A 25,361-nucleotide genomic window follows, 5' to 3' on the forward strand; every position below is an offset into this window, starting at 1 on the left:
GCGCCGCGAGTTCGTTCGGACGCGCGGCGCCATGCATTTCGGTGGGCGCGACCGAATTAGAAAATCGCGTCGGTTACCGCTTTCACCGGTCCAAGAAGCACCGACCCCGCCGGCACGCCGGCGTCGATCGGGATGGCCTTGCGGTTCCCAGTCGCCACCATCGGCTGGCGGGCGTCGCTGGTCACGATGACCGGGGTCTTCTGGGGCACGCGGTCGTAGAGGTCGATGATGTCCTGGTTCATCAGGCGCACGCAGCCCGACGACACCGATTTGCCGATCGAGCGCCATTCCGGCGAGCCGTGCAGGCGATAGAGCGTGTCCACATTGCCCTGGAAGAGATAGAGCGCACGCGCACCGAGCGGGTTCTTCAGACCGCCGGGCATGCCGCCATTGTCGGCGCTGTACTGCTTCAATTCCGGCTGCCGGGCGATCATTTCATCCGGCGGCGTCCATTTCGGCCATTTCTGCTTCCACTGGACGACGGCGTCGCCCGACCATTCGAAGCCGGCGCGGCCGAGACCGACGCCGTAGCGGATGGCTTGCCCGCCCGGACGGACCAGATAGAGGAAATGGCCCGTCGTATCGACGACGATGGTTCCCGGCTTCTGGCCGGTCGGGTCGGGAACGATCTGGCGCAGGAACTGCGGATCGATCTTGTCGACAGGGATGGCCGGAAGATCGAAGCCGCCATCGCTGACGGCCGCGTACATCGACGCATAGTCGGCCAGAGGCGGCTCGACATAGGCTGGCGGGGGAGGCTGAACCGGCCCAGGCCCGGTGGTGGCGCACGCGGAAACCGCGATCGAGGCTGCGCCCAGCGCTGCGGCGTTGAGGAAGCCGCGACGGCTCAGGCGATAGGATTCGATTTCGGTTATGGACATGGCTGCCTTCTTTAAGACTCAAATTCCAACAAAGCGTGAATTCGCTTGCCGCTACGCGGGTGCCTGACAACACCTGAGGCGATAGGCGGTTCCGATTCTGGCCCGAACGTGGACAAACAAAGGCGAAGCTGTGACTGCGCTGCCACTGTGGCGCCAGGGTCACAGGCAGTTGGCTTAAGCTGTGACAAGGGCTTCAAGGGACGGCAGTATCAAGGTCGGCGGAAAGTCCCGGTATTCTTCGGGCTGATTGGAACGGTTGATCCAAACCGTGCGGAAACCGAATTTGGTGGCGCCCGCGATATCCCAGCGATTGGAGGATTGGAAGGAAACCGCGCCGGGGTAGAGCCGCCAGCCGGTGGCGACCATGTCATAGACCGCCGGATCGGTCTTGAAGCGCCGCACCGCATCGACGGAATAGATCTCGTCCAGAACCTGGTCTAGCGCGGCGGACTTGACCGCCGCTTCCAGCATTTCGGGCGAGCCGTTGGAGAGGATCGCCAGCCTGGCACCCGAAGCCTTGAGCGCTTTCAGCACAGCCGGCACTTCCGGGTAGCAGTCCAGCCGCCAATAGGCTTCCAGCAACCTGACCTTGAGGCTTGGATCGGCCGAAGGGACCTTGCGCAACGCGAAGTCGAGCGACTGTTCGGTCAACTGCCAGAAATCGGCATAGGCGCCCATCAGTGTGCGCACCCAGGAATATTCGAGCTGCTTGGCGCGCCAGATTTCGGACAGGAGTTGACCGTCCGGGCCGATTTGATCGGCATGGCGGCGCACGGCGGCATGCACGTCGAACAGCGTGCCATAGGCGTCGAAAACATAGGCGGCATATTGCATGCCAACAGTTTTGAGACGCGGCGCGGCAAGGCGCAAGTCTTGATTGCATCGCGCCGTCGCTGGCCTCAACAAAACTCCTTGATGCTGGTTGACGGCGCCGGCCAAAGCATCTTCCAATGGCTGTCACACGAGATTGATCCGAACGGGACAACGCGATGACACTGGCGGCAGCAGCGCAATCCGCGACATGGACTTTCATTGATGGCGACTGGCACGAAGGCAATGTCGCCATTCTTGGCCCGCGCAGCCATGCCATGTGGCTGGGCACCAGCGTGTTCGACGGGGCTCGCTGGTTCGAAGGTGTGGCGCCCGACCTCGACCTCCACGCCAGGAGGGTGAACGCCTCGGCGATCGCTCTCGGCCTCAAGCCGAACATGACGCCCGAACAGATCGTCGAGCTGACCTGGGACGGATTGAAGAAGTTCGATGGCAAGACGGCGGTCTATATCAGGCCGATGTATTGGGCTGAGCATGGCGGCTACATGGGCGTGCCGGCCGATCCCGCATCGACCCGCTTCTGCCTTTGCCTCTACGAATCGCCGATGATCGCGCCGACCGGCTTTTCCGTGACGGTGTCGCCGTTCCGGCGTCCGACCATCGAAACGATGCCGACCAACGCCAAGGCTGGTTGCCTCTATCCCAACAATGGCCGTGCCATCCTCGAAGCCAAGATGCGCGGCTTCGACAATGCGCTGGTGCTGGACATGCTGGGCAACGTCGCCGAGACCGGCAGCTCCAACATCTTCCTGGTCAAGGATGGCCACGTGCTGACGCCGGCGCCGAACGGCACCTTCCTGTCCGGCATCACGCGCTCGCGGACGATGACGTTGCTCGGCGACTATGGCTTCAGGACCACCGAAAAGGCGCTGTCGGTGCGCGATTTCCTCGAAGCCGACGAGATCTTTTCGACCGGCAACCATTCCAAAGTGGTGCCGGTCACGCGCATCGAGGATCGCAACCTGCAACCCGGGCCGGTAGCCAAGAAAGCGCGCGAACTCTATTGGGATTGGGCGCATTCAACGCCGGCCAGCTGATCCCGTCCGGCGTTTTGTCGCAACGCGGTTTCGTTTCTGGAAACCGTGTGACAGTTCGCCGGAACCCGCCTAGAAAGAGCGTCCGACGCTTCATTTCGGAGTTGTCCGAGCCCGATCCAGACCTATCTTGATCCGGTATCCATACCGGATTTTCATCGAGGGAGTACCGTCCATGGCTTTTGAATTGCCCGCTCTGCCTTACGACTACGAGGCCCTGCAGCCCTACATGTCGAAAGAGACGTTGGAATATCACCACGACAAGCACCACAAGGCCTATGTCGACAACGGCAACAAACTGGCCGCGGAAGCCGGCATGGGCGACCTGTCGGTCGAAGAGGTGGTGAAGCAATCGTTCGGTAAGAACGCCGGCCTCTTCAACAATGCCGCGCAGCACTACAACCATATCCATTTCTGGAAGTGGATGAAGAAAGGCGGCGGCGGCAACAAGCTGCCTGGGGCCCTGCAGAAGACGGTCGACAGCGACCTCGGCGGCTACGACAAGTTCAAGGCCGACTTCATCGCGGCCGGCACGACGCAGTTCGGTTCGGGCTGGGCCTGGGTTTCGGTCAAGGACGGCAAGCTGGCGATCTCGAAGACGCCGAACGGCGAGAACCCGCTCGTTCACGGCGCCTCGCCGATCCTCGGCGTCGATGTCTGGGAACACTCCTACTACATCGACTATCGCAACGCGCGGCCGAAATATCTTGAGGCCTTCGTCGATAGCCTGATCAACTGGGATCACGTTCTCGAGCTCTACGAAAAGGCCCGCGCATGACCCCGAAAATCGGACACGATTTATGCGCAGCATCCTTGGCGCGCCAAGGGCGCGCGGTGCTGTAACAGCCTGATCGATCTTCGGAAAAGCCCCGGCAGCCCGGGGCTTTTTTTTCTGCCTCGAGATCCGCGCCAGCAAGGGTCTGGAAAAGTCATCAGGAGGCAAAGGGAATATTCCGTTCGCCACATCCGTTTACGTCGTGTCCCCAAATGCCTTCATCACGGAGCCAATTGAATGAGAAAGCTTATCGTCGCCATTTCCACGCTCGCAGTTGCCGGCTCGGCCGCATTTGCGGACCCGATCCTCGATCGGCAAGCTCTGATGAAGGAACGCGGAAAGATCGTCGGCGGCCTCTCGAAAGTGGTCAAGGGTGAGGAGCCTTTTGATGCCGCTGCCGTACTGACGCAACTGCAAGCCCTGCAGGCGAATGCGGAAAAGTTCGAGGTCGGTGCCCTGTTTCCGGCGGGCAGCGACGCGGGCGATACCACGGCGGCGCCGAAAATCTGGGAAGACATGGCAGGCTTCAAGGCCGCGGAAGACAAATATCTCGCCGACGTCAAGGCGGCAACCGCCGCCACGCCTGCCGATATCGATACATTGAAGACGAAATTCGGCGCCATCGCGTCCAATTGCGGCGCCTGCCACCAGAGCTATCGGGTGAAAAAAGGCTGATAGCGGGCAATGCCCTTCGTCAAAAAACTCGTCGGCGTGCTCATTGCCCTGGGCGGCGTCGGCGCGGTTGCCGGATGGGTCCTCTCGGCGCCCGTGACCCTGGACACGCAGACCCTGGCCAAGCTCGGGCCTGGCGATGCGGCCAGAGGCAAGCGCATCTTCTATGCCGGCGGCTGCACCTCCTGCCATGCAAAGCCGGGTTCACGGGGCGATGCGCGGCTTCAGCTCGTGGGCGGTCTTGAACTGAAGACGGCGTTCGGCATTTTCGTGCCCCCCAACATCTCGCAAGATTCCAAGGACGGTATCGGTGCCTGGTCGTTCGAGGATTTCGCCAATGCGATGCTCAAAGGGGTGTCGCCGTCTGGCGAGCATTTTTATCCGGCCTTTCCCTATGCGTCCTACGCACGCATGAAGTCATCGGACATTGCCGATCTCTATGCTTTCCTGAAGACACTGCCTGCGGTCGCCGGCAAGGCGCCGGGCAATTCGCTCGCTTTCCCCTTCAACATCCGTCGCGGCATCGGCCTGTGGAAACGGCTCTATCTCAGTGACCAGCCGGTCGTTGCCTTGCCCGATGGTGCGCCTGACCCGGTGGTGGCCGGCCGCTACCTGGTCGAAGGGCCGGGCCATTGCGGTGAATGCCACACGCCGCGCGACTTCGCGGGCGGCATCAGGAAAAGTGAATGGCTGGCCGGTGCCGTGGCCGCCGAAGGCAGCGGCGTCGTCCCGAACATCACATCGGGCGAGGGCGGTATCGACAAGTGGTCGGAGGCCGACATTGCCAACTACCTCGAAACCGGTTTCACGCCCAGTTTTGATTCCGTAGGCGGCGCGATGGTCGATGTACAACGCAACATGGCCGAGCTGACAGCGGGGAATCGTGCGGCGATCGCGGCCTACCTCAAGGCGATACCGCCGCATCCAAATGGCTACCCGGCGCGCAAGAAAGCCACGAACTAAAGCGGTTCATCGTTTCAAGGAACGCCGACCCGCTCGATCTCTCTTTTGACGCAATTCCGGACAGAAAACCGCTTCACACCTTCCTGGGATTGCTTTAGCTAGTTGTCGGATGACGGATGGCGGTCGCCCAGGAAATCGAAGCCCGCCTCGAAGAAATGGTTGTAGTTGCAGGTCAGTTCTTCGCCGGCCGCGATGTCGCGCAGGGCAAAACTCTCCTCGGGCGAGGAGACGTCGCAGTTCGGCTCGTCGGCATGGTTCATGTAGCGAGCGTCGTCGGCTTCGAAGACGATGTAGTTCGGATCGCGCCGGTCTGGATAGGCGTAGCGGTCGAGATAGCTCTTCACCGGCCCGCTTTCGCCTTCATAGGTCTCGACCGCAATGATCCGGTCGAACCTTGGATCCAGTTTCCAGATCAACGTGCCGCGGGCAATAGGGTTCTTGGCAAAAACGCCGATGCCCTGGATGGGCGATTTGTCGAGATACACGTCGACGAGCAGCATAATGGACCCTTGTGCGAGGCGGGCGTCTTGGCCCGGAGAAAACGTGCCTTGGGTAGCGCGAGGCCGCCGCGATTGCGAGCGGAAATGAGCAATGCGGAATTCAAAAAGCCATGATCGCCATCGTTGCGCGTGCGATCGTCAGCAGCGTGGCTGGACTCGGAATAAGGACAAAGCCGAGCAAAAGGACGATGTAAGCTGTCAATGCGGACGGATCGGTCATCGAAGCGTTTGCTCGGCAAGCTGCGCCTTCCCGGTCACCTTCAGCGTGAAGGAATAGGTATAGGCGATCTCCTCCAGGCGGGAAAAGCGGCCCGACGCACCGGCATGGCCGGAATCCATATTGATCTTGAACAGCACCGGATTGTCGCCGCTCTTGCGGTCGCGCAGCCGCGCCACCCATTTGGCCGGCTCCCAATAGGTAACGCGGGGATCGGTGAGGCCGGCGAGCGCCAGGATCGGCGGATAGTCGAGCGCGGCGACATTGTCGTAAGGCGAGTAGGCGGCGATCGTCCGGTAGTCGTCGGCTGACGCGATCGGATTGCCCCATTCCGGCCATTCCGGCGGCGTCAGCGGTAGCGTCGCGTCCAGCATGGTGGTGAGAACGTCGACGAAGGGAACTTCGGCGACGATGCCGCCAAAGCAATCCGGCGCCATGTTGGCGATGGCGCCCATCAGCATGCCGCCGGCCGAGCCGCCTTGCGCGACGATGCGGTCGTGCGCCGTATAGCGCTCGGCAACGAGGTGGCGCGCACAGGCGATGAAATCGGTGAAGGTGTTCATCTTGTGCGCCCGCTTGCCGTCATCGTACCAGCTGTAACCCTTGTCCTTGCCGCCGCGGACATGGGCAATGGCAAAGACCAGGCCGCGGTCGACCAGCGAGAACCAGTTGGTGTTGAAGGCTGCCGGCACGGTGACGCCGTAGGAGCCGTAACCATAGAGCAGGCAAGGTGCCGATCCATCCAGCGGTGTGTCGCGGTGATGCAGAAGCGAGATCGGCACCAGTTCGCCGTCGGCGGCGGGTGCCATCAGTCGTCTGGTGACGTAATGGTCCGGGTCGTGCCCGGACGGCACGTCCTGCGTCTTGAGCAGCACACGCTCGCGGGTGCGCATGTTGTAGTCGAACACCTGCGACGGCGTCGTCATCGACGAATAGGAAAAGCGCATGATTTCGGTGTCGTATTCATAGGAACCCGAAAGACCGAGCGAAAACGCCTCCTCGTCGAAGGAAATCAGGTGCTCCTCGCCGCTCGCGCGATCGCGCACGACGATGCGCGGCAGGCCCTCCTTGCGCTCGAGCCGGACCATATGATCCGTAAAGCCGATCACCGACAGGATCAGCCGGCCTGGCTCATGCGGCACCAGCTCCAGCCAGTTGGCGCGGACCGGATCGCTTGCCGGCGCCGTCATGATCTTGAAGTCCTTCGCGCCATCGGCATTGGTCAGGATGAAGAAGATGTCGCCGCCTTCTTCCAACTCGTACTGAAGACCGGTCTCGCGCGCCGAAACCAGCTTGGGTTCGGCAAACGGATCGCTGGCGCTCAACAGGCGATATTCCGAGGTCTCGTGATCGTTGATACCGATCATGATCCATTGGTTGTTACGGGTGCCGTCGACATTCATAAAGAAGCCGGGATCGCTTTCCTCATAGATCAGGCGGTCGTTTTCAGGGGCCTGCCCCAATGCATGGAACAGCACCTTCGACGGCCGGTGGTTGGAGTCGAGACGCGTGTAGAAGAAACCGTCATTGCCCGCGTCCCACACACCCGAACCGCCGGTGGCGGCAATCTGGTCCGCCAGGTCCTTGCCATCGGCAAGATCGCGCACGCGCAGTGTGTAGAATTCAGAGCCCTTGTCGTCGAACGCCCACAAGAGCTTGCGGTGATCGGCCGAATGGTCGACGCCGCCAAGCCGGAAATAGGCCTTGCCCTCGGCTTCTGCGTCACCGTCAAGCAGGATCTGTTCTGCGCCGCCGTCGCGCGGCATGCGGAAATAGCGCGGCTGCTCGCCGCCGAGCTTGAAGGAAGAACCATAGGCATAAGGTCCGTCCTTCATCGGCACGGAGGAATCGTCTTCCTTGATGCGCCCTTTCATCTCCTTGAAAAGCTGCTTTTGCAGGTCGACCGTGTCTGCCATCAGCTTCGACTGGTAGGCGTTCTCGGCTTCGAGTTCGGCGCGGATCGCGCCATCGAGCAAGGAAGGATCCCTGAACATCTCCTGCCAGTTGTCGGCCCTCAGCCAGGCATATTCATCGGTTCGCGTGATGCCGTGATGCGTGTCGAAAACCGGCCTTTTCTCGGGTGTTGGCGGGGTGACGATCGGAAATCGGGGGAGCTTGGTCATTGCGTCTCGCTCTGGAAGTCTTTTGAAACCTGTTCGATATCGCCAACCAACCAGCATTGGGCAGCAGGCGGTTCGTTATCGCTGGCGTGAGGTCTGGCACGATCCGGTCAGGAAAGGCAACTTCGTCACCGTCCGGCCCTATGGCAAGTGCCCCGTGTTGATCGACCGGCATCGGTTGGCCCTGAGGCAGGCGGCGGACAGACATCGTAAGTTTGCTTCCGCAAGAAAAATCGATGGCAACCTGCGGTTTCGTGAAAAGATATGAACAACCAAGTTTGTCGGCGCGATGGCCAAGCAAACCGGAGCATTGAATGCCCGATCTGTGAGTTATCGCGAATGTAACGGTGCACTGACGCCACGTCAGCCCTTGCCGATCTGGCGGGCGAAATATCGAAAAATTACGCGATGCACGAAAGATTGAAGCTGATCCGGGAATAGTTGATCAACATCCCTGAATATAATGCAAAGAGCGAATTGACTTACTTGGTCCATGGTCGCATTGATATGCTCGCGACACGAATCGCAGAAGCTCTACCTGCACAAAATTCGCGCGATGCCCTACCTGTAAAAAAGGGCGTAGACCGACGTAACTCTTGTTGGGGCCTGAAGACCATGGATATTGTCGAAACACCTTCCAGAAACAATGATGCGCTGATCGAGCTGACCGCCGATGTGGTGGCCGCCTATGTCAGCAACAATCCCGTGCCGGTCGGCGAACTGCCGAACCTTATATCGGATGTGCATGCCGCTCTCGGGCGTGTGGGTGGAACCGCCGAACAGCCTCCTGCCGACAAGCAGAAGCCGGCCGTAAACCCGAAGCGCTCGGTTCACGACGACTACATCGTCTGTCTTGAAGACGGTAAGAAGTTCAAGTCGCTGAAGCGTCACCTGATGACCCATTATGATCTGACGCCGGACCAGTACCGCGAAAAGTGGAACCTTGACCCGAGCTACCCGATGGTTGCCCCGAATTACGCGGCGGCCCGCTCGCAGCTCGCCAAGAAGATGGGCCTTGGCCGCAAGCGCAAGGCGCGGTAACCCGCTCCTCGCAGACTGACATCAACGGCGCCTTCGGGCGCCGTTGACTTTGCGGGACGGCCGCATGGTACAGGATCAAGCTTGTCAGGCTGTCCGTTCGAGTGCCATCTCGGCATCGCGCTTGATGCGCTTGACCATAGAGCGAAGACCATTGGCGCGCTGGGGCGACAGGTGCTCGTCCAGCCCAAGCGCCTTCAGCGTCGCTTCCGCATCGGTTTTCTGGATTTCGCTGGCGGACCTTCCGGAAAACAGCGCCAGCATGATCGCGACCAGCCCGCGCACGATATGGGCGTCCGAATCGCCCGTGAAGGTGATGACTGGATCACTGCCCGGTCCCCGCTCGGTGGTCAGCCAGACCTGACTGACGCAACCTGGCACCTTGTTGGCGGCATTGCGCTCCTCGTCGGGAAATGGAGGCAGCGCTTCGCCGAGCTCGATCACGTAACGATAGCGGTCCTCCCACTCGTCAAGGAAGGAAAAGTCGTCTCGGATCGTCTGGATCGTGGTCGTCATCACCCGGATATAGTCACGCGGCGGCGTCGCGTCACGGAAAAAACAGGGACACCGCGGGCGTCGAGAGGGCAGACGGTCCGCGATGCGCCGTCGAGGCGGCTTAATTCCTTACTGGCAGGTTGACGGTCTCCGGCAGGACGATTTCGTCCGCCACGCTGCCGGTCGTCGTCGAGGTATCGGGACCGGCGGGCTTGTCGTCCAGCATGGCGGCGGCGATCTTGGCGGTCTCCTTGGCGCGTGCCGTGATGGTGTGCATGGCCGACTTGCCGGTTTCGCAGACATCGGGCTTGCGCTCGCAGATGCCGGCGATGTCGCCCACCGCGTCACGTGCCGCAAACAAGGCCTGGATCGGCCCGACGCTTTCCTGCCCCGGCTCGTCGGAACCGACGCTCAGCGGCAGCGCCAGCAGCACCAATGAAAACCAGAAAGCCATTCTTATCAGAAAGAACATGCCTTGCCTCTTGTCGTGACCGGATCATGCGTCACATGGCATGACCTCTTTTATGGGCAGGATCTTGGCATACGGCCACAAAGGACGGCTTGCAGGTTAGACGAAAATTTTCCTCAAATTTTAGGCAAATTCGAAACGAAGCGTTTTGCCGTGGATTTGTTTCACATCGGGTCGATTTTCGTTACCCTCTGATAACCATTTATCGGATTGTTTCCATTGTGGTTTTGTTGAATTCAGGCGGTTCTCTTCCCGCCGATGGTCCGCTGCCGCCAGGCGTTCCCGGATAACTCTCCATTTACTATGGCGGCATTTGCCCGGGTTTTCGACCGTCGCCATCCCGATATTTGCCGCGGGCCAGGCTTTGGTCGCCCCTGCCTTATCCATTCCTTAAACGCTGGATGCGAGTTTCAGAGCCAACCAAGATAATCTGCAAAAGCAGAGCTGTTCACGACGAGTGCGAGTGCGTTGAGTTGATGCCGATCAAGGCCAGATACGCTGAATTGCCCGGCGCGATTGCCGCCGGTTGCGAACGTATGGTCCATCCCTCCCTTCTCGAACAAAGCGACCGCGAGCGCCAGCGCCGGTTCATTGGCGTCATGCTGGCCGCGCCGTTCTTCGCCGCCGGTGCCGCGGTCACGCTGGTTACATCAGGCATGGGCGCCGCCGTGACCATCGCCGCCATCTTCGCGGCCTTCGGTCTGTGCTGGTTCGTCGCCTTGCTGGTGGCGGCGACCGGAAGGATGGTCGCGGCAGCACGGATCGCGCTGGTGATGGCGTCTGTTGCACTTGGCGGTCTCATCGCCGCCGCCGGCGGTTTGAGCTCACCTGTCGCCATGCTTGCCGTGGCGCTGCCATTCGAGGCCTGGTGGATCGGCGCCACGCGGCGTGCGGCACTTTTTGGGGCTGTGGCGGCCATCGCAGCCATTGCCCTTCAGCCTCTGGCCGCGGCCTTCTTGCCATTCGCGGGCGCGCAGATCGCCGCCTGGCATTGGCTGGTCCCGCTGGCCTGGGCGCTGACGCTTGTCCCGCGCATGTCGGCTTTTCCTGATAGCGTCGGTGCGGCCGATGCGGTGGATAGCGGCGATCGGCTGGAAGACATTATCGATGCGATGGTCCTGCGCGTCGCCCGCCACGGCGAGGTCCTGGATGCGTCCGCCAAGGCGCGCACCCTTTTGAAACTGCCGCCTGAACTGCTTTCGGGAACCGGCTTCTTCGACCGCGTCCATCTGTCGGATCGGGTCTCCTATCTCAGCGCCCTGGCCGACATGCGTGATGGCGCCCTGTCGCGCCGCGTCGAACTGCGCGTCAGGCTGCCCCAGAACGGCAACGGCCAAAATGACAACCGCCTGACGGCCGACAACTATCGGCCGTTCTTGCTCGAGCTGGTGCGCGGCGAGGAACAGAGCGACGTCTTCACGCTTGTCCTGCGCGAGAACGACGAGACCGCCCGGCTGCGCGAAGACCTCGCGAAAGCCAATGAGGCGGCGGCCGCCGCCGAGGTGGCCAAGGGGCGGTTCCTGGCGGTGGTCAGCCACGAACTGCGCACGCCGCTGAATGCCATCATCGGCTTCTCCGACATGCTGCTGCATGAGATGTTCGGCGCCTTCAAGGATCCGCGCCAGAAGGAATATGTCGGACTTGTGCGGGATTCGGGCCAGCATCTGCTGGCCGTCGTGACCTCCATTCTCGACGTATCGAGGATCGAATCGGGGGCCTACGCGACGGAGCCGGAGCCCTTCCGGTTCATGGAGGCCGTCGAAATGTGCCAGTCCATGATGCGGCTGCAGGCGCAAGCCAAGAACATCCACCTGCAGACGCAGATCGCACCCGACGCGGGCGACATCAATGCCGATCGCCGCGCCGTGCAGCAGATCCTTATCAACCTCGTCTCCAATGCGATCAAGTTCACGCCCGATAGCGGCGATGTCGTCGTCGGCGCCAAGCGGATCGGCTCGCGTCTGCATTTCTGGGTCAGGGACACCGGCATCGGCATTGCGGAGGAGGATTTCGCCAATCTCGGCAAGCCCTTCATGCAGATCCAGAACGACTATACGCGCCGGTTCGAGGGGACCGGCCTTGGCCTGTCGCTGGTGAAGGGGCTGGTGGCGCTGCACGAAGGCACGATGTCGATCGAAAGCATGCCGGGCGAGGGCACCACGGTGACCATCAGCCTGCCGGTCAATGGGCCGAAGGGGCGCCCGGTGAACCAGGCAGGGGTGCTGACAATGCCGGTGACGAGGGCGAAAGGGGACGGAAATGGCTCGCTCCGCAAAACAGGCTAAAGCGGTCAAACGCCGCAGCAACGCATTTCAGGACGGCGCCATTGCCATTGGCGGGATGATTTCGCGCAATCCTGTCCTGGTGGGCGGATCGACGGCATTCCTGGTGACGCTGTTTTATGTCTCGGCGAACGCGCTGTGGTATCAGCCTTTCCCGCATGCCGGGGCATTCTTCGCCACCCGCAACTTCCAGGGTTTTCCGCATACCGCCGACGAGCCGGAGACCACGATCAATATCGTTCGGCCAAATTCGGCGCCCGCACCGATGAAGGGCGATCCGGTGGTCGAGCAGGTGCAAGGCATATTGAAGGACCTCGACTTCTATCCCGGCACGGTCGACGGGATTTCCGGCCCCAACACGCGCAAGGCCATACAGGCCTATCAGCAGAAGGTCGGTCTCAACGCTTCCGGCGAGATCGACGCGTTGCTGCTGGATCAACTGGGCGCAACGCCGAAGACCGCTTCCGTGCCCAAACCGCAGCCGCGTCCCGACATGCCACCGGCCGCCGTTCCGGTATCCTTGCAGACGGGCGGCGAACAGATCAACGCCGCATTGCAGGGGCCTGATCCCCGCATCGTCAAGATCCAGGCGGGTCTGAAAGCCTTCGGCAATGACGACATGCAACTCGACGGCAAGGTCGGCGCCCGCACCAAGGCGGCGATCAAGGAGTTCCAGTCGCTGTTCGGCCTGCCGCAGACCGGCGAGCCCGACGAGATCGTCTACGTCAAGATGCGCGAGATCGGCCTCACCAATTGAGCTCCGACCGACAAGGCCCGAAACGACCGCTCGCCCAGCGAGGGAAATATCGATAGATAGCTCCGCCACGCTTTGCGGAGTTTTCATGCGCGTCACATCGGATCTGTGGGTCTCGGCCCTGTTGCGCCGGGTTTTCGGCGCCGGCGGATTTGCGGCCGTGGTCAATCGCGGCGCGACCGAGGCCGGCGCTGTTTTCGTGCTGGCGCGGGGCCGGCTGGGTGAAATGGCCCTTTACGGGCCGGCGCCGCAGACAAGTTACGATTCGGCCAAGCCGGACGACCGCTTCTTCAGCCTTCTTGCCGCGGGTAATGACCCAGCCGTGCTCGATGCCCGTCTTGAAAGGGAAAAGAAATTCGATCCCGACATCTGGGTGGTCGAGATCGAGGCGGGGACTGTTCCTGTCGAGGAGCTTATTTCCGTGAAGACGCCCTGAGGCCGGGCGCCTCGGCTTCGTCGCTGTTCGAGGCCTTGCGGCGGTCGCTGTTTGCCGGCGCGCCTTCGCGCACTATCTTGGACACCGCTTCGGCTTTCCATGCTCGCACCCTGTCCAGAGCCACGTCACGATGCAGCAGACGGTAGCGGTCGAGATAGGTGCGGATGGCCTGCGGATGCGGGAACAGGCTGGGATAGACGGCGACCGTGATCAGAAATGCCCGGTCTTCGCTCAGATCGAGCGAGCGCAGCGCCTCAAGCAGCGGGGCATAGTTCTGGTTGGCGGTCAGCGATCGCGCGGTCGAGAAATCCATATCGAGGGCATCGGCGAGCGCCGTCTGGAAGAACGCGGCGTTTCCCGTCAGCGCGGTTTCGCGCAGCTTGACATAGGTATCCGAGCCGGGAAACGCATCGACCTTCGCCGCCAATGCTTCGTCGCCGGTGCGCATCATGGAGCGCAGCCTGCGCCGCGCATTCTCGGCTGCGGTGCCGGGGGACTGTTTCGCGTGGTGTTCGGCCGCTTCCGCATTTACGGTTGCGACGGTTGGTGGCATGGCGATTTGCTCCTCCGGATCCCGCACCCGCACCAATGTCGGCCTTTCGAGCGCCCTGATCAGATCGGCGATGGTCGGGTTCAGGTCCCTGCGACGCGCGATGGCCCGGGCATGCGGCAGCCCATGCCGGCCGATCAGCGCGATCAGGTCGATTTCGCTGACGGCACGCGAGCGGATGAGCAACGGCGCGGCGATGTCGACCGGCTCCTCGCACAGGCGACGCACCAGCGCGGCCGGCGCATATTCGCATTCGGAGAGGGCGGCTGCCACATAGCGTCGCGATTCGACCGACACCTCGTCGAACAAAGGCAGCGTCAAATCCTCGAGCTGGCCGATCTCGCGGCGCGACGGACGGGTAAGCGAGCAGAACGCCGACACCGCGGCGCGGAACAGCCTCTCGGCCTTTCCCGATTCCGTTCGTATCGCGATTTGCCTGAAGTCCGAAGATGACACGAAGGATACGCCTGATAACAGATACACAGTCTTGATCATGCTCAACCGGGACCGTGTCGGTTTAGCGATTGCCTCGGTCAGAACTTTCTGGCCTGGGAACAAAGATCAAGTTAGCGGCGATCCGTTAGCGCTCCGTTAACCCTCTGCCGGCCTTAATGATATTTGGAGGCGTTGCGTTGTGCTCCGGGGAAACCGAGAGGAATGCGCGAACCATGGGCATGGTACTGTGTTTCGTGCCGCGTGCGGCACCAACCAATCGAGCCAAGCGAACCACCGAAATACCGGCGGCGGTGATCATCTTTCCCGGCATCCGTTATGAACGGTCCAATGCCGGGGAAGCGCGGCCAGCCGGGCCCGACAAGCCGGGGACGCCACGGACGCCGGCGCCGCATCACTGAGCTTTGCGAAAGCTGCGGCCTCGCCTGTCACGCTGGCCACGATCATGGCCTAGAAATCCTGCAGCTCGCAGGAACTCTGATCGAGAAAGCGTGACACGATCGGCTTCCAGCTGGCGTCCGGCACGAAGCTGCGGATGACGAAGATGCCTTCGTCTATGGGCGCTTCGACGAAGATCGCACCCTGCAGATTTTCGGGCAGGTCCCTGCGCACGTCGATCATCTGCGCCGGCGTCAGCACGACGGCATCCAGCTTGCCGCCCGTCGCCGTATGGTCGTTGAAGGAATAGACATTGTGGCCATTGCGGTCATAGACCGACACCGACCAGAAGGGCACGTTTCCCGGCGCCTTGATCCGGACCATGCCTTCCTCGAGGTCGAAACGGCAGGCCGCGGCATAAAACAGCGGATCGACCGATTTCACCACCGGCGCGCCGCCCGCCTCCGCATCGAGCCGGTTCATCCTGTAGAGGTCCGAGGCCATCGACAGTCGCGACCAGGCGTCGCGTTCGGAAAACTCGGGCACCAGAAGCAGCACGACGATGTGCACGATGCCGGCGCCGACGAGGCCGAGCAGGACGGCATGGAAAAGACGGCGTAGTGCGGCCCGGAAATTACGCATCACAGCCGGCCTTCACGATCCTGGGCAGCGAAACGTCCGACAAGCCGGTGCTGCTGGCGATCGGTGTGTCGTAGAAGGTCAGGACGAAATACATCCTTCCGGAACCGTTGGTCAAAAGCCAGTTGCCGGGCATCGGGTGATGGCCGACCGAAATGATCACCGAATTGTCGGGCTTGCGCAGCACCTCATAGGACTGAAGCGCGGCAAGTCTCGGTTTGCCGGTCTCGACGACGCCGAGCGATTGATCGGCGGCATAGAGTGTCCAGAACCGGGCGGTCGGAAATCCGCCCTCGATCTTGTAGGCGCATTCCCGCTTGAGCTGGTTGCCGGCGGCATCATCCTCCGCGACGAAGGACAGGCCCTCGGCGCGGCCGAGCGCAAGCACGCCCTCGCGCGCCACGCGCGCCTTGGAGTAGGGATCGGCGGCCGGGGTGCCGATGTCGGGGAAGGCGGTCCATTGGCCGATCCTGATCGCGCCGACGCCGTCCTGGACCTTCAGCGCATACCATACGCTGGCGCCCCCGCCGCCAATGGCTATGGCAAGCGAAAGCAGCATCAGGAAGGCGTTCTTGAGCATGAAGAGCCGGGTGCATGAAGGATTGCCGTTCGGGGATATCGCGACGCGGGGCCTCGTGGCAAGCGGGCGTGATGGATTTGCCAGTTCGCCTCGCCGGCGCTCGAGTCGATGTCACAGCGCCGAAAGCGTTTCGGGCGCGGGGGGTGCGTCGAGCTTGGGTGCCGCCTGGAACAGCTGCGTCATGTCCCTCAGCGTCTGCGTGGTCCGGCTGGACAGCACTGGCGGCCTCTCGGCGGCGTCGTCGGCCGCGGCCTGGTCCTCGCTCTTCTTCTGCGCTTCTGCCGCCTTGGCCGCGGTCTCCTCGTCGACGAATGGTTTGTCGATGCCGGGTATCGGCTTCAGGTCGATGTTCTGGTGCGCGTAGACCATCAGGCGCTGCCACACCATCGCCGGCAGCGAGCCGCCGGTCATGTTCTTGGTCGGGGTGAAATCGTCGTTGCCCAGCCACACCGCCGCCGTGTAATTGCCGGTGAAGCCGACAAACCAGGCGTCGCGATAGGATTGCGTGGTGCCGGTCTTGCCGGCGACGACGACGTTGGGAATTTGCGCGCGCCGCGCCGTGCCCATCACCGGCACGGCCGCCAGCATGGTATTCATGGATTTCAGCGCCTGCTCCGAGAGCACCCGGTGCGGCGGTGGCGCGTCCTTGGTCCAGTCATACACCACTTCGCCGGTGCGGGTGACGAGCTGGGTGATGCCGTGCCGGGAACCGACGAAGCCGTTCTGGGCGAACACGCTGTAGCCTGTCGCCTGGTCCATCACGGTCATGCCCGAGGTGCCGAGCACCATCGTCTTGTGCCCCTCGAGAGGGGACTCTACCCCCATGGCCTCGGCCATCGCCTTGATCGGAGCGATGCCGAGATGGTCCTTGGCCAGCCGCACCGGCACCGTGTTGATCGACTTGGCCATCGCCATCAGCAGCGTGATGTTGCCCGCCGACTCGCCGCTGTAATTGTGCGGCGACCAGTTGCCCCAGCTGATCGGGCCACCTGAGATGACGGAGTTGGGCGTGAAGCCATGCTCCATCGCCGTGGCGTAGACATAGGGCTTGAACGACGAGCCGGTCTGGCGCAGCGCCTTGGTGGCCCGGTTGAACTGGCTGGCGCCGTAGTCGCGGCCACCCACTATGGCGCGGACCGCGCCATTGGTCTCGATGACCACCACGGCGCCCTCGGTGACGTTATACTCCTTGCCGAACTGGCGTAGGTGGAACTCGACCGACTCTTCCGCCGCCTTCTGGATGTTGGCATCGAAGGTGGTGTGCGCCACCAGCGAGTGCTGGCCGGGCTTGGCGATCTTCTTGACCTCGTCGAAGGCCCAGTCGAGAAAATAGTCGGGGCTCTTCTGTTCGCCGCGGTCGACGACGTCGGCCGGATGCAGCCTTGCCTGCAGCACCTGGCCCTCGGTCATGAAGCCGGAATCGACGAGGTTGGACAGAACCACATTGGCGCGGGCGCGCGCTGCCGGCAGGTTGATGTGCGGCGCGTATTTGGTCGGCGCCTTGAACAGGCCGGCCAGCATCGCCGCCTCGGCGAGATTCAGGTCCTTGACGCTCTTGCCGAAATAGAAGTCCGCCGCCGCCTCGATGCCGAATGTGCCGCCGCCCATATAGGCGCGGTCGAGGTAGAGCTGCAGGATTTCCTTCTTCGACAGATTGGCCTCGAGCCACAGCGACAGGAAGGCTTCCTTGATCTTGCGCTCGAACGTGCGCTCATTGCTCAGGAACAGGTTCTTGGCCAATTGCTGGGTAATGCTGGAACCGCCCTGGACGACAGAGTTCGCCCGCACGTTCTCGAAGATCGCGCGCGACAGGCCGAGCACGTCGATGCCGTAATGGTCGAAGAAGCGACGATCCTCGGTGGCAAGCACCGCCTTGATGACATGATCGGGCATCTCGTCGACCGGTACGGAATCGCGCTGGATGATGCCGCGCTGGCCGATCTCGTTGCCGTAACGGTCGAGAAAGGTGACGGCGAAGTCGCCCTGGGCGCGCCAGTCGCCGGCCGTATCCTGGAAAGCCGGAATGGCCAGCGCCAGCATCACCACCATGCCGCCGGCGCCAAGCGTGAAGCCCTCGCTCAAAAGTTCGATGATGCCGCGGCGCCAGCCCTTCAGCCGGAAGCGCCGCGAGAAGATCGTCGCTGCTTCCCAGAACTGGCGCGCCTTGAAGCCGATCTCATAGAGCGAGGAATCGAGCCATGCGTCCAGCGCCAGAAGGCGGGAGGCGATCGGACCTCTTCTCTTGCGCGGTTCAGGACGGACCATTCAAAAACTCGGCTCGGCTGTGACGCGACCTGAAAACCGCAAGCGGGCAATTTCAGGGCGGCGCCCTGTCCCGACTATTCGTCCATTTTGCGCACGCTCACAAGGGCGGCGAGGACACAGCTGCAAGGTTTATCGATGGAAAGGGCAGGGCAGCTGCCAAGCGGAGCGCCCGCCCGCCAGATTCTCGATCCGGCGGGCGGGCGTGGTTCTGCCGTTGCCGGGCTGTCAGGCCGCTTCGCGCTTCAGCGCCTGTGCCATGCAATGGATGCCGCCGCCGGTCTTGGAGATTTCGCTCATGTCGACGGCCGCGACCTCGAAGCCACGCGCCTTGAGCTGGCCGATCAGCGTCTTGCTGGAGGTCGGCGCGATCACGCGGTCCTTGCCGAGTGACATGAAGTTGCAGCCGAGCGCCATCGTGTCCTGGAAGGGAACGTCGATGATCTCGTGGCCCTTGCCCTTCAGCCAGTCGACAATGCCGGGCTCGGTGCAGGCCAGGCACACTGCGGTGAGCTTTTCGGCGATCGGCACCACCATCAGGTCGATATGGACGTAATATTCGTCGATGAAGGCGATGCGCGTCTCCCAGCCTTCCTTCTGGAACCAGGCCTGCACCTGGCGCGCGCCTTCTTCTTGCGTGCGGGCGCCGCCGCAGCCGATCAGCACCACGCCGTCCTCGATGACGTTGAAGTCGCCGCCCTCGAAGGTGCCGGCGGTGACCATGTCGTAGATCGGGATGCCGAGCTTTTCATAGGTGCGGATGGCGGCGTAGTTCTCGCCGCGCCGCCACCAATTGGCCATGGCGGTGATGATCGCGCCATAGGGCGTCATGACGCTGGAATCGCGGGAATAGACCTGCATCGGGAGCTCCGGCGTCGGCTCGTGCCAGTGGACGTTGACGCCGAAATGCTCATAGGCGGCAACCAGATCCTTGTGCTGGGCCTGCGCGATCTGGATGTTGCACGGCGCTTCGCGCAAATGCTTGCGCGACAGCGAGCTGGTCGACAGATGACGCAGGAAATTCGGCGAGCCGAGCAGAACGTCGGTCAGCACATCGGTTTCGTTGGCGAAGCCCCAGACGGTGAGCGGCTTGGTGCCGCCGGCCGGATTGCGGCGCTGCAGCGAAAACGGTTCGGCGACGATGCGGTCATGAACGGTCATGGGTTCTCCTCGTGCGTTCTCAAGAGTGGATCGGGTCATGCATTGCTTGGGATCCACCAGTCGCGGCCGCGCGCCGTGGTGACATACTCCGGCCAGCGGAAATTGGTCGGCGGTTCGTAGTCGCAGAGCGGCGCGATCCAGTTCGCGCCACCAACACCGCCGCCGGTGCGGGTGGTAAATTCGTTCATTGCCTTGTCGCGGGCGGCTTTGTCCTCGAGCAGGCGGAGCGCCGCCAAAGCCACCGTCTTGGCCGCGCAGGTGACCATGGGGTCGATCGTCGCCGGAATGCCGCCCAGCGCATTCATCACCCAGGCCGGATAGGGGTGGCCATCTGCCGAACGCAGGGCCGGTCGGGCGACGTAGAACCGCGCTGTCGGCGCATGCCAGCTCATGTCCGTGTAGTCGTCGGAGGTCGAATTGACCTGTGATGGCGGCAGGTCGCGGCGCAGGATTGCCTCGGCTTGCCTGGGGTCCACCAAGCGCTCCAGCTCATCGATGAACGGATTCTCGGTCGCGGTGCCGCCGGCATTGACCTGGATCTCGCGCGCGATCGCCCTGGCGGCCTCGTCCCAGCGTGGCGGACGGACCGTCGACAACGCATCATAGGCGATCTCGGCCATGGCGTGATTAGCCAGCCCGGGGCGCGACTTCGACACCCAATGCCGCTCGTAGCGGCAGCCGCTGATCGCGGCCGCAGCCTGCGCATTGCGGTCGAGCACGGCGGTGACCTGTTCGGCCATGCCGATGGTCGGCACGCGGATCATGTACTGGATCTCGGCCAGCCCCGCCGGCAGATTATCGGCGGTGGCCTGGCCCGCGGTCAGGATCGCCTCGCTGATCGACCAGCCGCCCTGGTGCGGCAGCATGGAGTCGCGCAGTGCCTTGGAGGCCATGTACATCGTCATCAACGCGTCGTTGGCGCCGGGGGCGCGGACCGCCGAATGCGCCTGCGGAATCGGTGCGCCGTCGCTCGCGGCGCGTGCCCAGTTCTGAGGCTCGTCGCAGATGAAACGGTAGATCATGGCGTAGGCCGCGCCGCAATGCGTGTCCCAGCGGGCCGTGTTGCAGAGCGGCAGCATGTAGAAGGGATGGAAGGATATCATGCCGGCAAGGCCATCATAGTAGCCCCTGGCTGCGTGGATCGGCTTCGACCCTCGCACTTTCTCGGCCGGCTCGCCGGTGAAGCGCAGCGTGCCTGGAATGCCGTGTCGCTGCATGGCGGCCTTGGTGGCAAGCAGGCCACCGAGGCTTGCCATGCCGAGCCCTGAATGCGGGTCGGTGTGCCCGCCGGCCTCGACGCCAAGGCCGGGCCGGGGCTGCTTGACCGTCATCGCATCCTGGCAGTTGCCGGGCACGGCGTCATATTCGGCATACATGCCGATCGTCGGTCCGGCGCCGTTCGTCCAGTGGGCGCAGAACGCGGTCGGCATGCCGCCCGAGCCTTCCTCGACGGAAAAGCCCTCATGCTCCAGCCGCGCCACATACCAGGCGGCCGACTGGTATTCGCGCCAGGCGGTTTCGCCGAAATCGAAGATCGTGCGCGTCCAGGCCGACAGCAGCGGCTGGATGCTGTCGATGCAAGCGAGCGCGGTTTCTTGTGCTGACGTCGTCACGGATTTCTCCATGGGCCCAAGAAAGCAGTGAAGCGGCTTATCAAAAAGTGATATGTTTTCCCGGCTCGTGCAAATTCGGTTCACCTGAGGTCCCTTTGCGAATACCTTCGACGCAGGCGCTACGCGCCTTAGACAGCTTCGCCCGTCACGGCAGCATGTGGCGCGCCGCCGACGAACTCTGTTTGACCCGCAGCGCCGTCTCGCATCAGCTTCGGCTGCTGGAACGCGACCTCGGCTTCGATCTGCTGCAGCGCATCGGCAAGGGCGTGGCGTTGACGCCGCGCGGCCAGCGCTACGCCGCCGACGTGCGCAAGGCGCTGACAGTGCTCGGCGACGCGGGCACGCAAAACAGCGGCGCGGGCGTCGGCGGCTCCTTCGCCATCTCCTGCCCGCCGGGCTTCGCCTCGATGTTCCTGTGCTCCCACATCGGCGAGTTCCAGCAGATGTATCCCGACGTTGCGCTCTCGGTGCTGACGCCGCGGCGGCTCGACGACGTCAGCAATGCGGAAGCGGATGCCTTCATCGCCTTCGGCGTCGGCAACTGGCCTAACCGATCGGTGGAGCTGCTGTGCGAAGTCTTCTTCACGCCGCTCTGCAGCCCGACGCTGCTCAACAAGGTCGGCGGCTTTTCCAAACCCGCCGACGTGCTGCGCGCCAACCTGCTCCATCTCGGCGACACCGAGGACTGGGCGCGCTGGTTGGCGTTGTCCAAGGTGGAAAACCCCGACACCGAAGGCGGCATCTTCTTTTCCGACATGAACCTCGTGTTCTCGGCGGCGGTTGCCGGCCAGGGTATTGCCATGGGTGACGAACTGACCGGCCGCCGGGCACTGAGCGAAGGCCGGCTGGTCAAGCCGTTCGAGGCGTCGGTCCCCTCGCCGCGGTCCTACTATCTGGTCTTCGAGCACGCCAAGGCCGGCCATCCGGTGCTCAATGCCTTCAGCGACTGGCTCAGGGCGAAGCTGTCGGAAAACAGACTGGCGAAATATTGAGGCGGGGCGTTGAAACCGCCGACCGCCACCCGCCCATCTACCAGACGTGAATCAAATTTGCCGATCAGGCGAAAACTATTCGGTTGCGGTGAGCCGCGCGCCTGCCTACGATTTCATCCGGGACTGAGGAAGAGGCAGGATGCAGCAACCCGGCCGGGCGGCGGAAATCAAGGCGAACGGGATCGGCAAGAGCTTCGGCTCGTTCCGGGCGCTGGACAATTTGACGCTCGATATCGGTCGCGGCGAGTTCCTGACGTTGCTCGGCCCCTCCGGCTCGGGCAAGACCACCTTCCTGATGATCCTGGCCGGCTTCGTGCAGCCGACCGAGGGCAGGCTTTTCAGCGACGGCACCGACATCACCGATCGTCCGGCCGAACAGCGCGCTGCCGGCATGGTGTTCCAGGGCTACGCGCTGTTCCCGCACATGAGCGTGGAGCAGAACATCGCTTTCCCTCTCAAGGTTCGCAAGAAATCAGCCGCCGAGATCAAGAAGCGCGTCGGGGAGATGATCGAGCGCGTCGGTCTGGTCGGTCACGAGAAGAAATTGCCCGCGCAGCTCTCCGGCGGCCAACAGCAGCGCGTGGCGCTTGCCCGCGCACTGGTGTTCGAGCCGGGCGTGCTCCTGCTCGACGAGCCGTTTTCCGCCCTGGACAAGAGCTTGCGCGGCCAGATGCAGGCCGAGATGAAGCGCCTGCATCAGGAAACCGGCACCACCTTCGTTTTCGTCACCCACGACCAGAGCGAGGCGCTGGCGCTGTCGTCGCGCGTCGCCATCTTCAACCACGGTAAATTGCTGCAGGTCGGCGCGCCGGACGAGGTCTATGACCGGCCGGCCAACCGCTTCGTCGCCGAATTCCTCGGCGAGATCAACATGTTGCCGCTGAAAGGCGTGCGCCGAGCCGACAACGGCGCCACCGGCCTGTGCGAGGACCGCGCCGTCAGCCTGCGCGGCAACCCCGGTTCCGTCGGTGGGAACGCCATACTGGCGATCCGGCCTGAATACATGTCCATCGCCGGCGAGGCTTCGGCCGGTGAGAACGGCGTCGCCGCGACAGCAACCAACTCGACCTATCTCGGCGCCGCGACGCGGCTCGATCTGACGACAAGGCAAGGCGCCAAGGTCACGGTGTCGGTGCCCAATGAAGTCGCCGCCGCCGCGCTCAGCAAAGGCAATTCCGTGTGGCTGACCTGGCCGGCGGAAAAGGGTTTCCTCCTTCCGGACGGAGGGCAATGACGATCGGTGTGGCGAGACGTTCGCACACCACTTTCCGGTACTATCAACGACAATAAGGGGAACTGACATGACCAACGACACCAAGAAACAAGCTATCGCGAGCCTGTCCGCCAGGGCAGGCCGTGGCGAGATCTCGCGCCGGCAGTTCACGCAGTTTGCAGCACTTGTTCTGGCCGGCACGCCGATGCTCTTGCGCTCGACCGGTGCCTTCGCCGCCGCGAAGGAACTGGTGCTGGTGAACTGGGGCGGCGACGCCATCACCGCCTATGACGCCGCCTATGGCCAGGCCTTTACCAAGGAAACCGGCATCGTCGTCAAGATGGACGGCTCGGGCCCGACCGAGGGCGCTATCGCGGCGCAGTTCAAGAGCGGCGCGCCGACCTGGGATCTCGTCGATGTCGATCCGTTCTCGGCCATCACGCTCGGCGGCCAGGGCATGCTCGAGCCGATCGACTACACCGTCGTCGACAAGAAGAAGATGCGGCCGGGTTTCGGCTGGGACTATGCCGCCTCGACCTACTTCTTCTCCTACATCATCGCCTATGATTCCGAGAAATACGGCAAGGACGCGCCGACCGGCATGGCCGATTTCTTCGACGTGAAGAAGTTCCCCGGCAAGCGCTCGCTCTACAAATGGGGTGTTTCGAGCTGGGAGGCTGCCCTTCTCGCCGACGGCATCGCGCCGGCCTCGCTCTATCCGCTCGACCTCAAGCGCGCGCATGACAAGATCGCCGCTTTCAAGGAAAACGTCGTCGCCTATTGGGGCGGTGGCGCCGAGAGCCAGAGCGTGCTGCTCAACGGCGAGGCCTCGATGGCTATCGTGTGGTCGACACGCGCCTCGCTGATCGAGCAGGACTCCGGCGGCAAGATCAAGTTCATCTGGGACCAGGGCTTGATCTCGCCCGGCGCGCTTGCCGTCCTCAAGGGCAATCCGGGCGGCAAGGACGCGGCCATGAAGTTCATCGCCAGCGCCCAGGATCCGCAAAAGCAGCTGATCATGTTCGACAAGCTCGGCCAGGGTCCGGCTAATCCGGCCACCGACGCTCTGATCCCCGCCGACAAGAAGCGCATCAACCCTGTCGACCCGGAAAACATGAAGAAGCAGATTCCGCTCGACATGGACTGGTACGCCAAGAATTACGGGGCGGCGCTCGACGAATACACCAAGATCATCTCCGCCTGATCAGGGCAGGGATGCGGTCCTCTCTTTCCGACAGGACGGGCGCGGCGCTGTTGATGGCGCCGCTGCTCCTGTTCCTTGTGCTGGCCTATGCTTGGCCTTTCCTTGGCGTCGTCAAATGGAGCTTCACGCTGCCGACGCCGGGGCTCGGTCAGTATGACGCGCTGCTCACCGACGATCTGGTGCAATCGGTGTTCGTCAGGACGCTGCGCATCGCGGCAATCGTCACGGTCGCCTCGGTGGCCGCCGCCTATGCCATCACCCTTATCTGGGTGCGCGGCACGCCGGCGCAGCGCCTTATCGCCGAGTTCTGCATTCTCGTTCCCTTCTGGATTTCCGTGCTGACCCGCGCCTTCGGCTGGGTGGCGCTGCTCTCCAATCGCGGGCTGATCAACACCTGGCTGCAGGCGATCGGCTTCATCTCCGAACCGCTGACCCTGGTGCGCAATGAATTCGGCGTCATCGTCGGCATGACGCATTTCCTCATCCCCTTCGCCGTCTTTCCACTGGCATCGGCCATGCGCAGCCTCGACGACCGCGTCCTTCTGGCGGCGCGCGGTCTCGGCTCCAGCCGCATGCGCACCTTCTGGTCGGTCTTCGTGCCGATGACCCGCTCCGGAATCATCGGCTCGGCCCTCATCGTTTTCGTCTTTTCGCTGGGCTTCTTCGTCACGCCGGCGATCCTCGGCGGCGGCCGCAGCGTCATGGTGGCCGAACTCATCTATCTCAGGATTTTCCAGAGCCCGGATTGGGGGCTGGGCGCTGCGATCAGCGTCGTGCTGGTGCTGTTCGTCGGCGCGCTGATGGCGCTGCTGTTCCGCTATATCAGGCCGAAGCAATTGGTGTAGCCGA

The 25,361-nt window shown here is 62.8% G+C and carries 27 protein-coding genes; 14 read left to right on the top strand and 13 right to left on the bottom strand.

The annotated features are described in order from the left end of the window. Positions 1–56 precede the first annotated feature (56 nt). Together FJ938_RS10850 and FJ938_RS10855 are read right to left on the bottom strand one after the other, a co-directional pair. On the bottom strand, positions 57–881 hold the full coding sequence (locus tag FJ938_RS10850) for a L,D-transpeptidase (protein WP_140693542.1): 825 nt from the start codon (positions 879–881) through the stop codon (positions 57–59). A gap of 174 nt (positions 882–1,055) precedes the next feature. Next, entirely contained in the window at positions 1,056–1,715 is a 660-nt protein-coding gene (locus FJ938_RS10855) for a haloacid dehalogenase type II (RefSeq protein WP_140693545.1), read from the bottom strand. Between the two features lie 155 nt (positions 1,716–1,870). On the opposite strand from FJ938_RS10855, the gene FJ938_RS10860 reads away from it, so the two are divergent. From FJ938_RS10860 to FJ938_RS10875, 4 genes are all read left to right on the top strand, one after another. After that, positions 1,871–2,749, top strand: coding sequence for a branched-chain amino acid aminotransferase (locus FJ938_RS10860; protein WP_140693547.1), 879 nt, complete (start codon positions 1,871–1,873; stop codon positions 2,747–2,749). Positions 2,750–2,921: 172 nt separating this feature from the next. Continuing rightward, complete coding sequence (locus tag FJ938_RS10865; RefSeq protein ID WP_140693549.1) at positions 2,922–3,524, top strand: superoxide dismutase; 603 nt, start codon at positions 2,922–2,924, stop codon at positions 3,522–3,524. Between the two features lie 234 nt (positions 3,525–3,758). Next, positions 3,759–4,196 carry a cytochrome c gene (locus FJ938_RS10870; protein WP_140693551.1) on the top strand — a complete coding sequence of 146 codons (438 nt, stop codon included), beginning with the start codon at positions 3,759–3,761 and terminating at the stop codon, positions 4,194–4,196. A gap of 9 nt (positions 4,197–4,205) precedes the next feature. Continuing rightward, positions 4,206–5,156, top strand: coding sequence for a cytochrome c (locus FJ938_RS10875; protein WP_140693554.1), 951 nt, complete (start codon positions 4,206–4,208; stop codon positions 5,154–5,156). A gap of 98 nt (positions 5,157–5,254) precedes the next feature. Here the strand turns inward: FJ938_RS10875 and FJ938_RS10880 are convergent, their stop codons facing one another. Further along, positions 5,255–5,656: an SET domain-containing protein-lysine N-methyltransferase gene (locus tag FJ938_RS10880; protein WP_140611246.1), complete on the bottom strand. Its 402-nt coding sequence runs from the start codon at positions 5,654–5,656 to the stop codon at positions 5,255–5,257. Between the two features lie 216 nt (positions 5,657–5,872). Further along, on the bottom strand, positions 5,873–7,996 hold the full coding sequence (locus FJ938_RS10885) for a S9 family peptidase (protein ID WP_140693556.1): 2,124 nt from the start codon (positions 7,994–7,996) through the stop codon (positions 5,873–5,875). Between the two features lie 22 nt (positions 7,997–8,018). Here FJ938_RS10885 and FJ938_RS29410 point away from each other — a divergent pair, with 22 nt between their 5' ends. Both FJ938_RS29410 and FJ938_RS10895 read left to right on the top strand, forming a co-directional pair. After that, positions 8,019–8,261, top strand: coding sequence for a hypothetical protein (locus FJ938_RS29410; RefSeq protein ID WP_181169058.1), 243 nt, complete (start codon positions 8,019–8,021; stop codon positions 8,259–8,261). A gap of 347 nt (positions 8,262–8,608) precedes the next feature. Then, on the top strand, positions 8,609–9,034 hold the full coding sequence (locus FJ938_RS10895; protein ID WP_010915014.1) for a MucR family transcriptional regulator: 426 nt from the start codon (positions 8,609–8,611) through the stop codon (positions 9,032–9,034). Between the two features lie 84 nt (positions 9,035–9,118). Here FJ938_RS10895 and FJ938_RS10900 read toward each other — a convergent pair whose 3' ends face one another. The 3 genes from FJ938_RS10900 to FJ938_RS10910 all read right to left on the bottom strand — a co-directional run bounded on the left by FJ938_RS10900 (position 9,119) and on the right by FJ938_RS10910 (position 10,382). After that, positions 9,119–9,547: a SufE family protein gene (locus FJ938_RS10900; RefSeq protein ID WP_140611242.1), complete on the bottom strand. Its 429-nt coding sequence runs from the start codon at positions 9,545–9,547 to the stop codon at positions 9,119–9,121. A gap of 100 nt (positions 9,548–9,647) precedes the next feature. Beyond that, positions 9,648–9,998 carry a DUF5330 domain-containing protein gene (locus FJ938_RS10905; protein WP_140611240.1) on the bottom strand — a complete coding sequence of 117 codons (351 nt, stop codon included), beginning with the start codon at positions 9,996–9,998 and terminating at the stop codon, positions 9,648–9,650. Positions 9,999–10,118: 120 nt separating this feature from the next. Further along, positions 10,119–10,382 carry a hypothetical protein gene (locus tag FJ938_RS10910; protein ID WP_140693560.1) on the bottom strand — a complete coding sequence of 88 codons (264 nt, stop codon included), beginning with the start codon at positions 10,380–10,382 and terminating at the stop codon, positions 10,119–10,121. Between the two features lie 149 nt (positions 10,383–10,531). Between FJ938_RS10910 and FJ938_RS10915 the strand changes: the two genes are divergently transcribed. From FJ938_RS10915 to FJ938_RS10925, 3 genes are all read left to right on the top strand, one after another. Then, positions 10,532–12,280, top strand: a complete 1,749-nt coding sequence (locus tag FJ938_RS10915) for a HAMP domain-containing sensor histidine kinase (protein ID WP_140693673.1) — start codon at positions 10,532–10,534, stop codon at positions 12,278–12,280. Beyond that, the gene (locus tag FJ938_RS10920; RefSeq protein WP_140693563.1) at positions 12,255–13,034 is read left to right on the top strand and encodes a peptidoglycan-binding protein; all 780 of its coding nucleotides are present in this window, start codon (positions 12,255–12,257) and stop codon (positions 13,032–13,034) included. Before FJ938_RS10915 ends, FJ938_RS10920 begins: the two co-directional genes overlap by 26 nt. Positions 13,035–13,119: 85 nt before the next feature. Further along, positions 13,120–13,467, top strand: a complete 348-nt coding sequence (locus FJ938_RS10925; protein WP_140693566.1) for a DUF1491 family protein — start codon at positions 13,120–13,122, stop codon at positions 13,465–13,467. Here FJ938_RS10925 and FJ938_RS10930 read toward each other — a convergent pair. Then, entirely contained in the window at positions 13,445–14,473 is a 1,029-nt protein-coding gene (locus FJ938_RS10930) for a hypothetical protein (protein ID WP_140693568.1), read from the bottom strand. The genes FJ938_RS10925 and FJ938_RS10930 overlap by 23 nt on opposite strands. Before the next feature lie 212 nt (positions 14,474–14,685). On the opposite strand from FJ938_RS10930, the gene FJ938_RS10935 reads away from it, so the two are divergent. Continuing rightward, entirely contained in the window at positions 14,686–14,871 is a 186-nt protein-coding gene (locus tag FJ938_RS10935) for a hypothetical protein (protein ID WP_140611229.1), read from the top strand. Positions 14,872–14,920: 49 nt separating this feature from the next. Here the strand turns inward: FJ938_RS10935 and FJ938_RS10940 are convergent, their stop codons facing one another. The 5 genes from FJ938_RS10940 to FJ938_RS10960 form a co-directional block, all read right to left on the bottom strand. After that, positions 14,921–15,490: a DUF1254 domain-containing protein gene (locus FJ938_RS10940; RefSeq protein WP_140611227.1), complete on the bottom strand. Its 570-nt coding sequence runs from the start codon at positions 15,488–15,490 to the stop codon at positions 14,921–14,923. Next, positions 15,483–16,067 carry a DUF1214 domain-containing protein gene (locus FJ938_RS10945; RefSeq protein ID WP_140611225.1) on the bottom strand — a complete coding sequence of 195 codons (585 nt, stop codon included), beginning with the start codon at positions 16,065–16,067 and terminating at the stop codon, positions 15,483–15,485. Before FJ938_RS10945 ends, FJ938_RS10940 begins: the two co-directional genes overlap by 8 nt. Positions 16,068–16,178: 111 nt before the next feature. After that, a complete protein-coding gene (locus tag FJ938_RS10950) occupies positions 16,179–18,332 on the bottom strand; it encodes a penicillin-binding protein 1A (RefSeq protein ID WP_140693570.1) in 2,154 nt (717 codons plus the stop codon). A 225-nt stretch (positions 18,333–18,557) separates the two neighbouring features. Further along, positions 18,558–19,490, bottom strand: coding sequence for a dimethylarginine dimethylaminohydrolase family protein (locus FJ938_RS10955; protein ID WP_140693572.1), 933 nt, complete (start codon positions 19,488–19,490; stop codon positions 18,558–18,560). A 35-nt stretch (positions 19,491–19,525) separates the two neighbouring features. Further along, positions 19,526–21,115: an amidohydrolase gene (locus FJ938_RS10960; protein ID WP_181169059.1), complete on the bottom strand. Its 1,590-nt coding sequence runs from the start codon at positions 21,113–21,115 to the stop codon at positions 19,526–19,528. 83 nt (positions 21,116–21,198) lie between these two features. Here FJ938_RS10960 and FJ938_RS10965 point away from each other — a divergent pair, with 83 nt between their 5' ends. From FJ938_RS10965 to FJ938_RS10980, 4 genes are all read left to right on the top strand, one after another. Beyond that, a complete protein-coding gene (locus FJ938_RS10965; protein WP_140611217.1) occupies positions 21,199–22,095 on the top strand; it encodes a LysR substrate-binding domain-containing protein in 897 nt (298 codons plus the stop codon). A 139-nt stretch (positions 22,096–22,234) separates the two neighbouring features. Then, positions 22,235–23,329 (top strand): ABC transporter ATP-binding protein, encoded by a 1,095-nt coding sequence (locus FJ938_RS10970; protein WP_140693576.1) that lies wholly within the window; start codon positions 22,235–22,237, stop codon positions 23,327–23,329. Positions 23,330–23,396: 67 nt separating this feature from the next. Further along, a complete protein-coding gene (locus FJ938_RS10975) occupies positions 23,397–24,512 on the top strand; it encodes an ABC transporter substrate-binding protein (RefSeq protein WP_140693579.1) in 1,116 nt (371 codons plus the stop codon). 11 nt (positions 24,513–24,523) lie between these two features. Then, positions 24,524–25,357 (top strand): ABC transporter permease, encoded by an 834-nt coding sequence (locus FJ938_RS10980; RefSeq protein ID WP_140611211.1) that lies wholly within the window; start codon positions 24,524–24,526, stop codon positions 25,355–25,357. Positions 25,358–25,361 lie beyond the last annotated feature (4 nt).

This window comes from Mesorhizobium sp. B2-4-14 (genome assembly GCF_006442155.1).
Classification (GTDB): Bacteria; Pseudomonadota; Alphaproteobacteria; order Rhizobiales; family Rhizobiaceae; genus Mesorhizobium.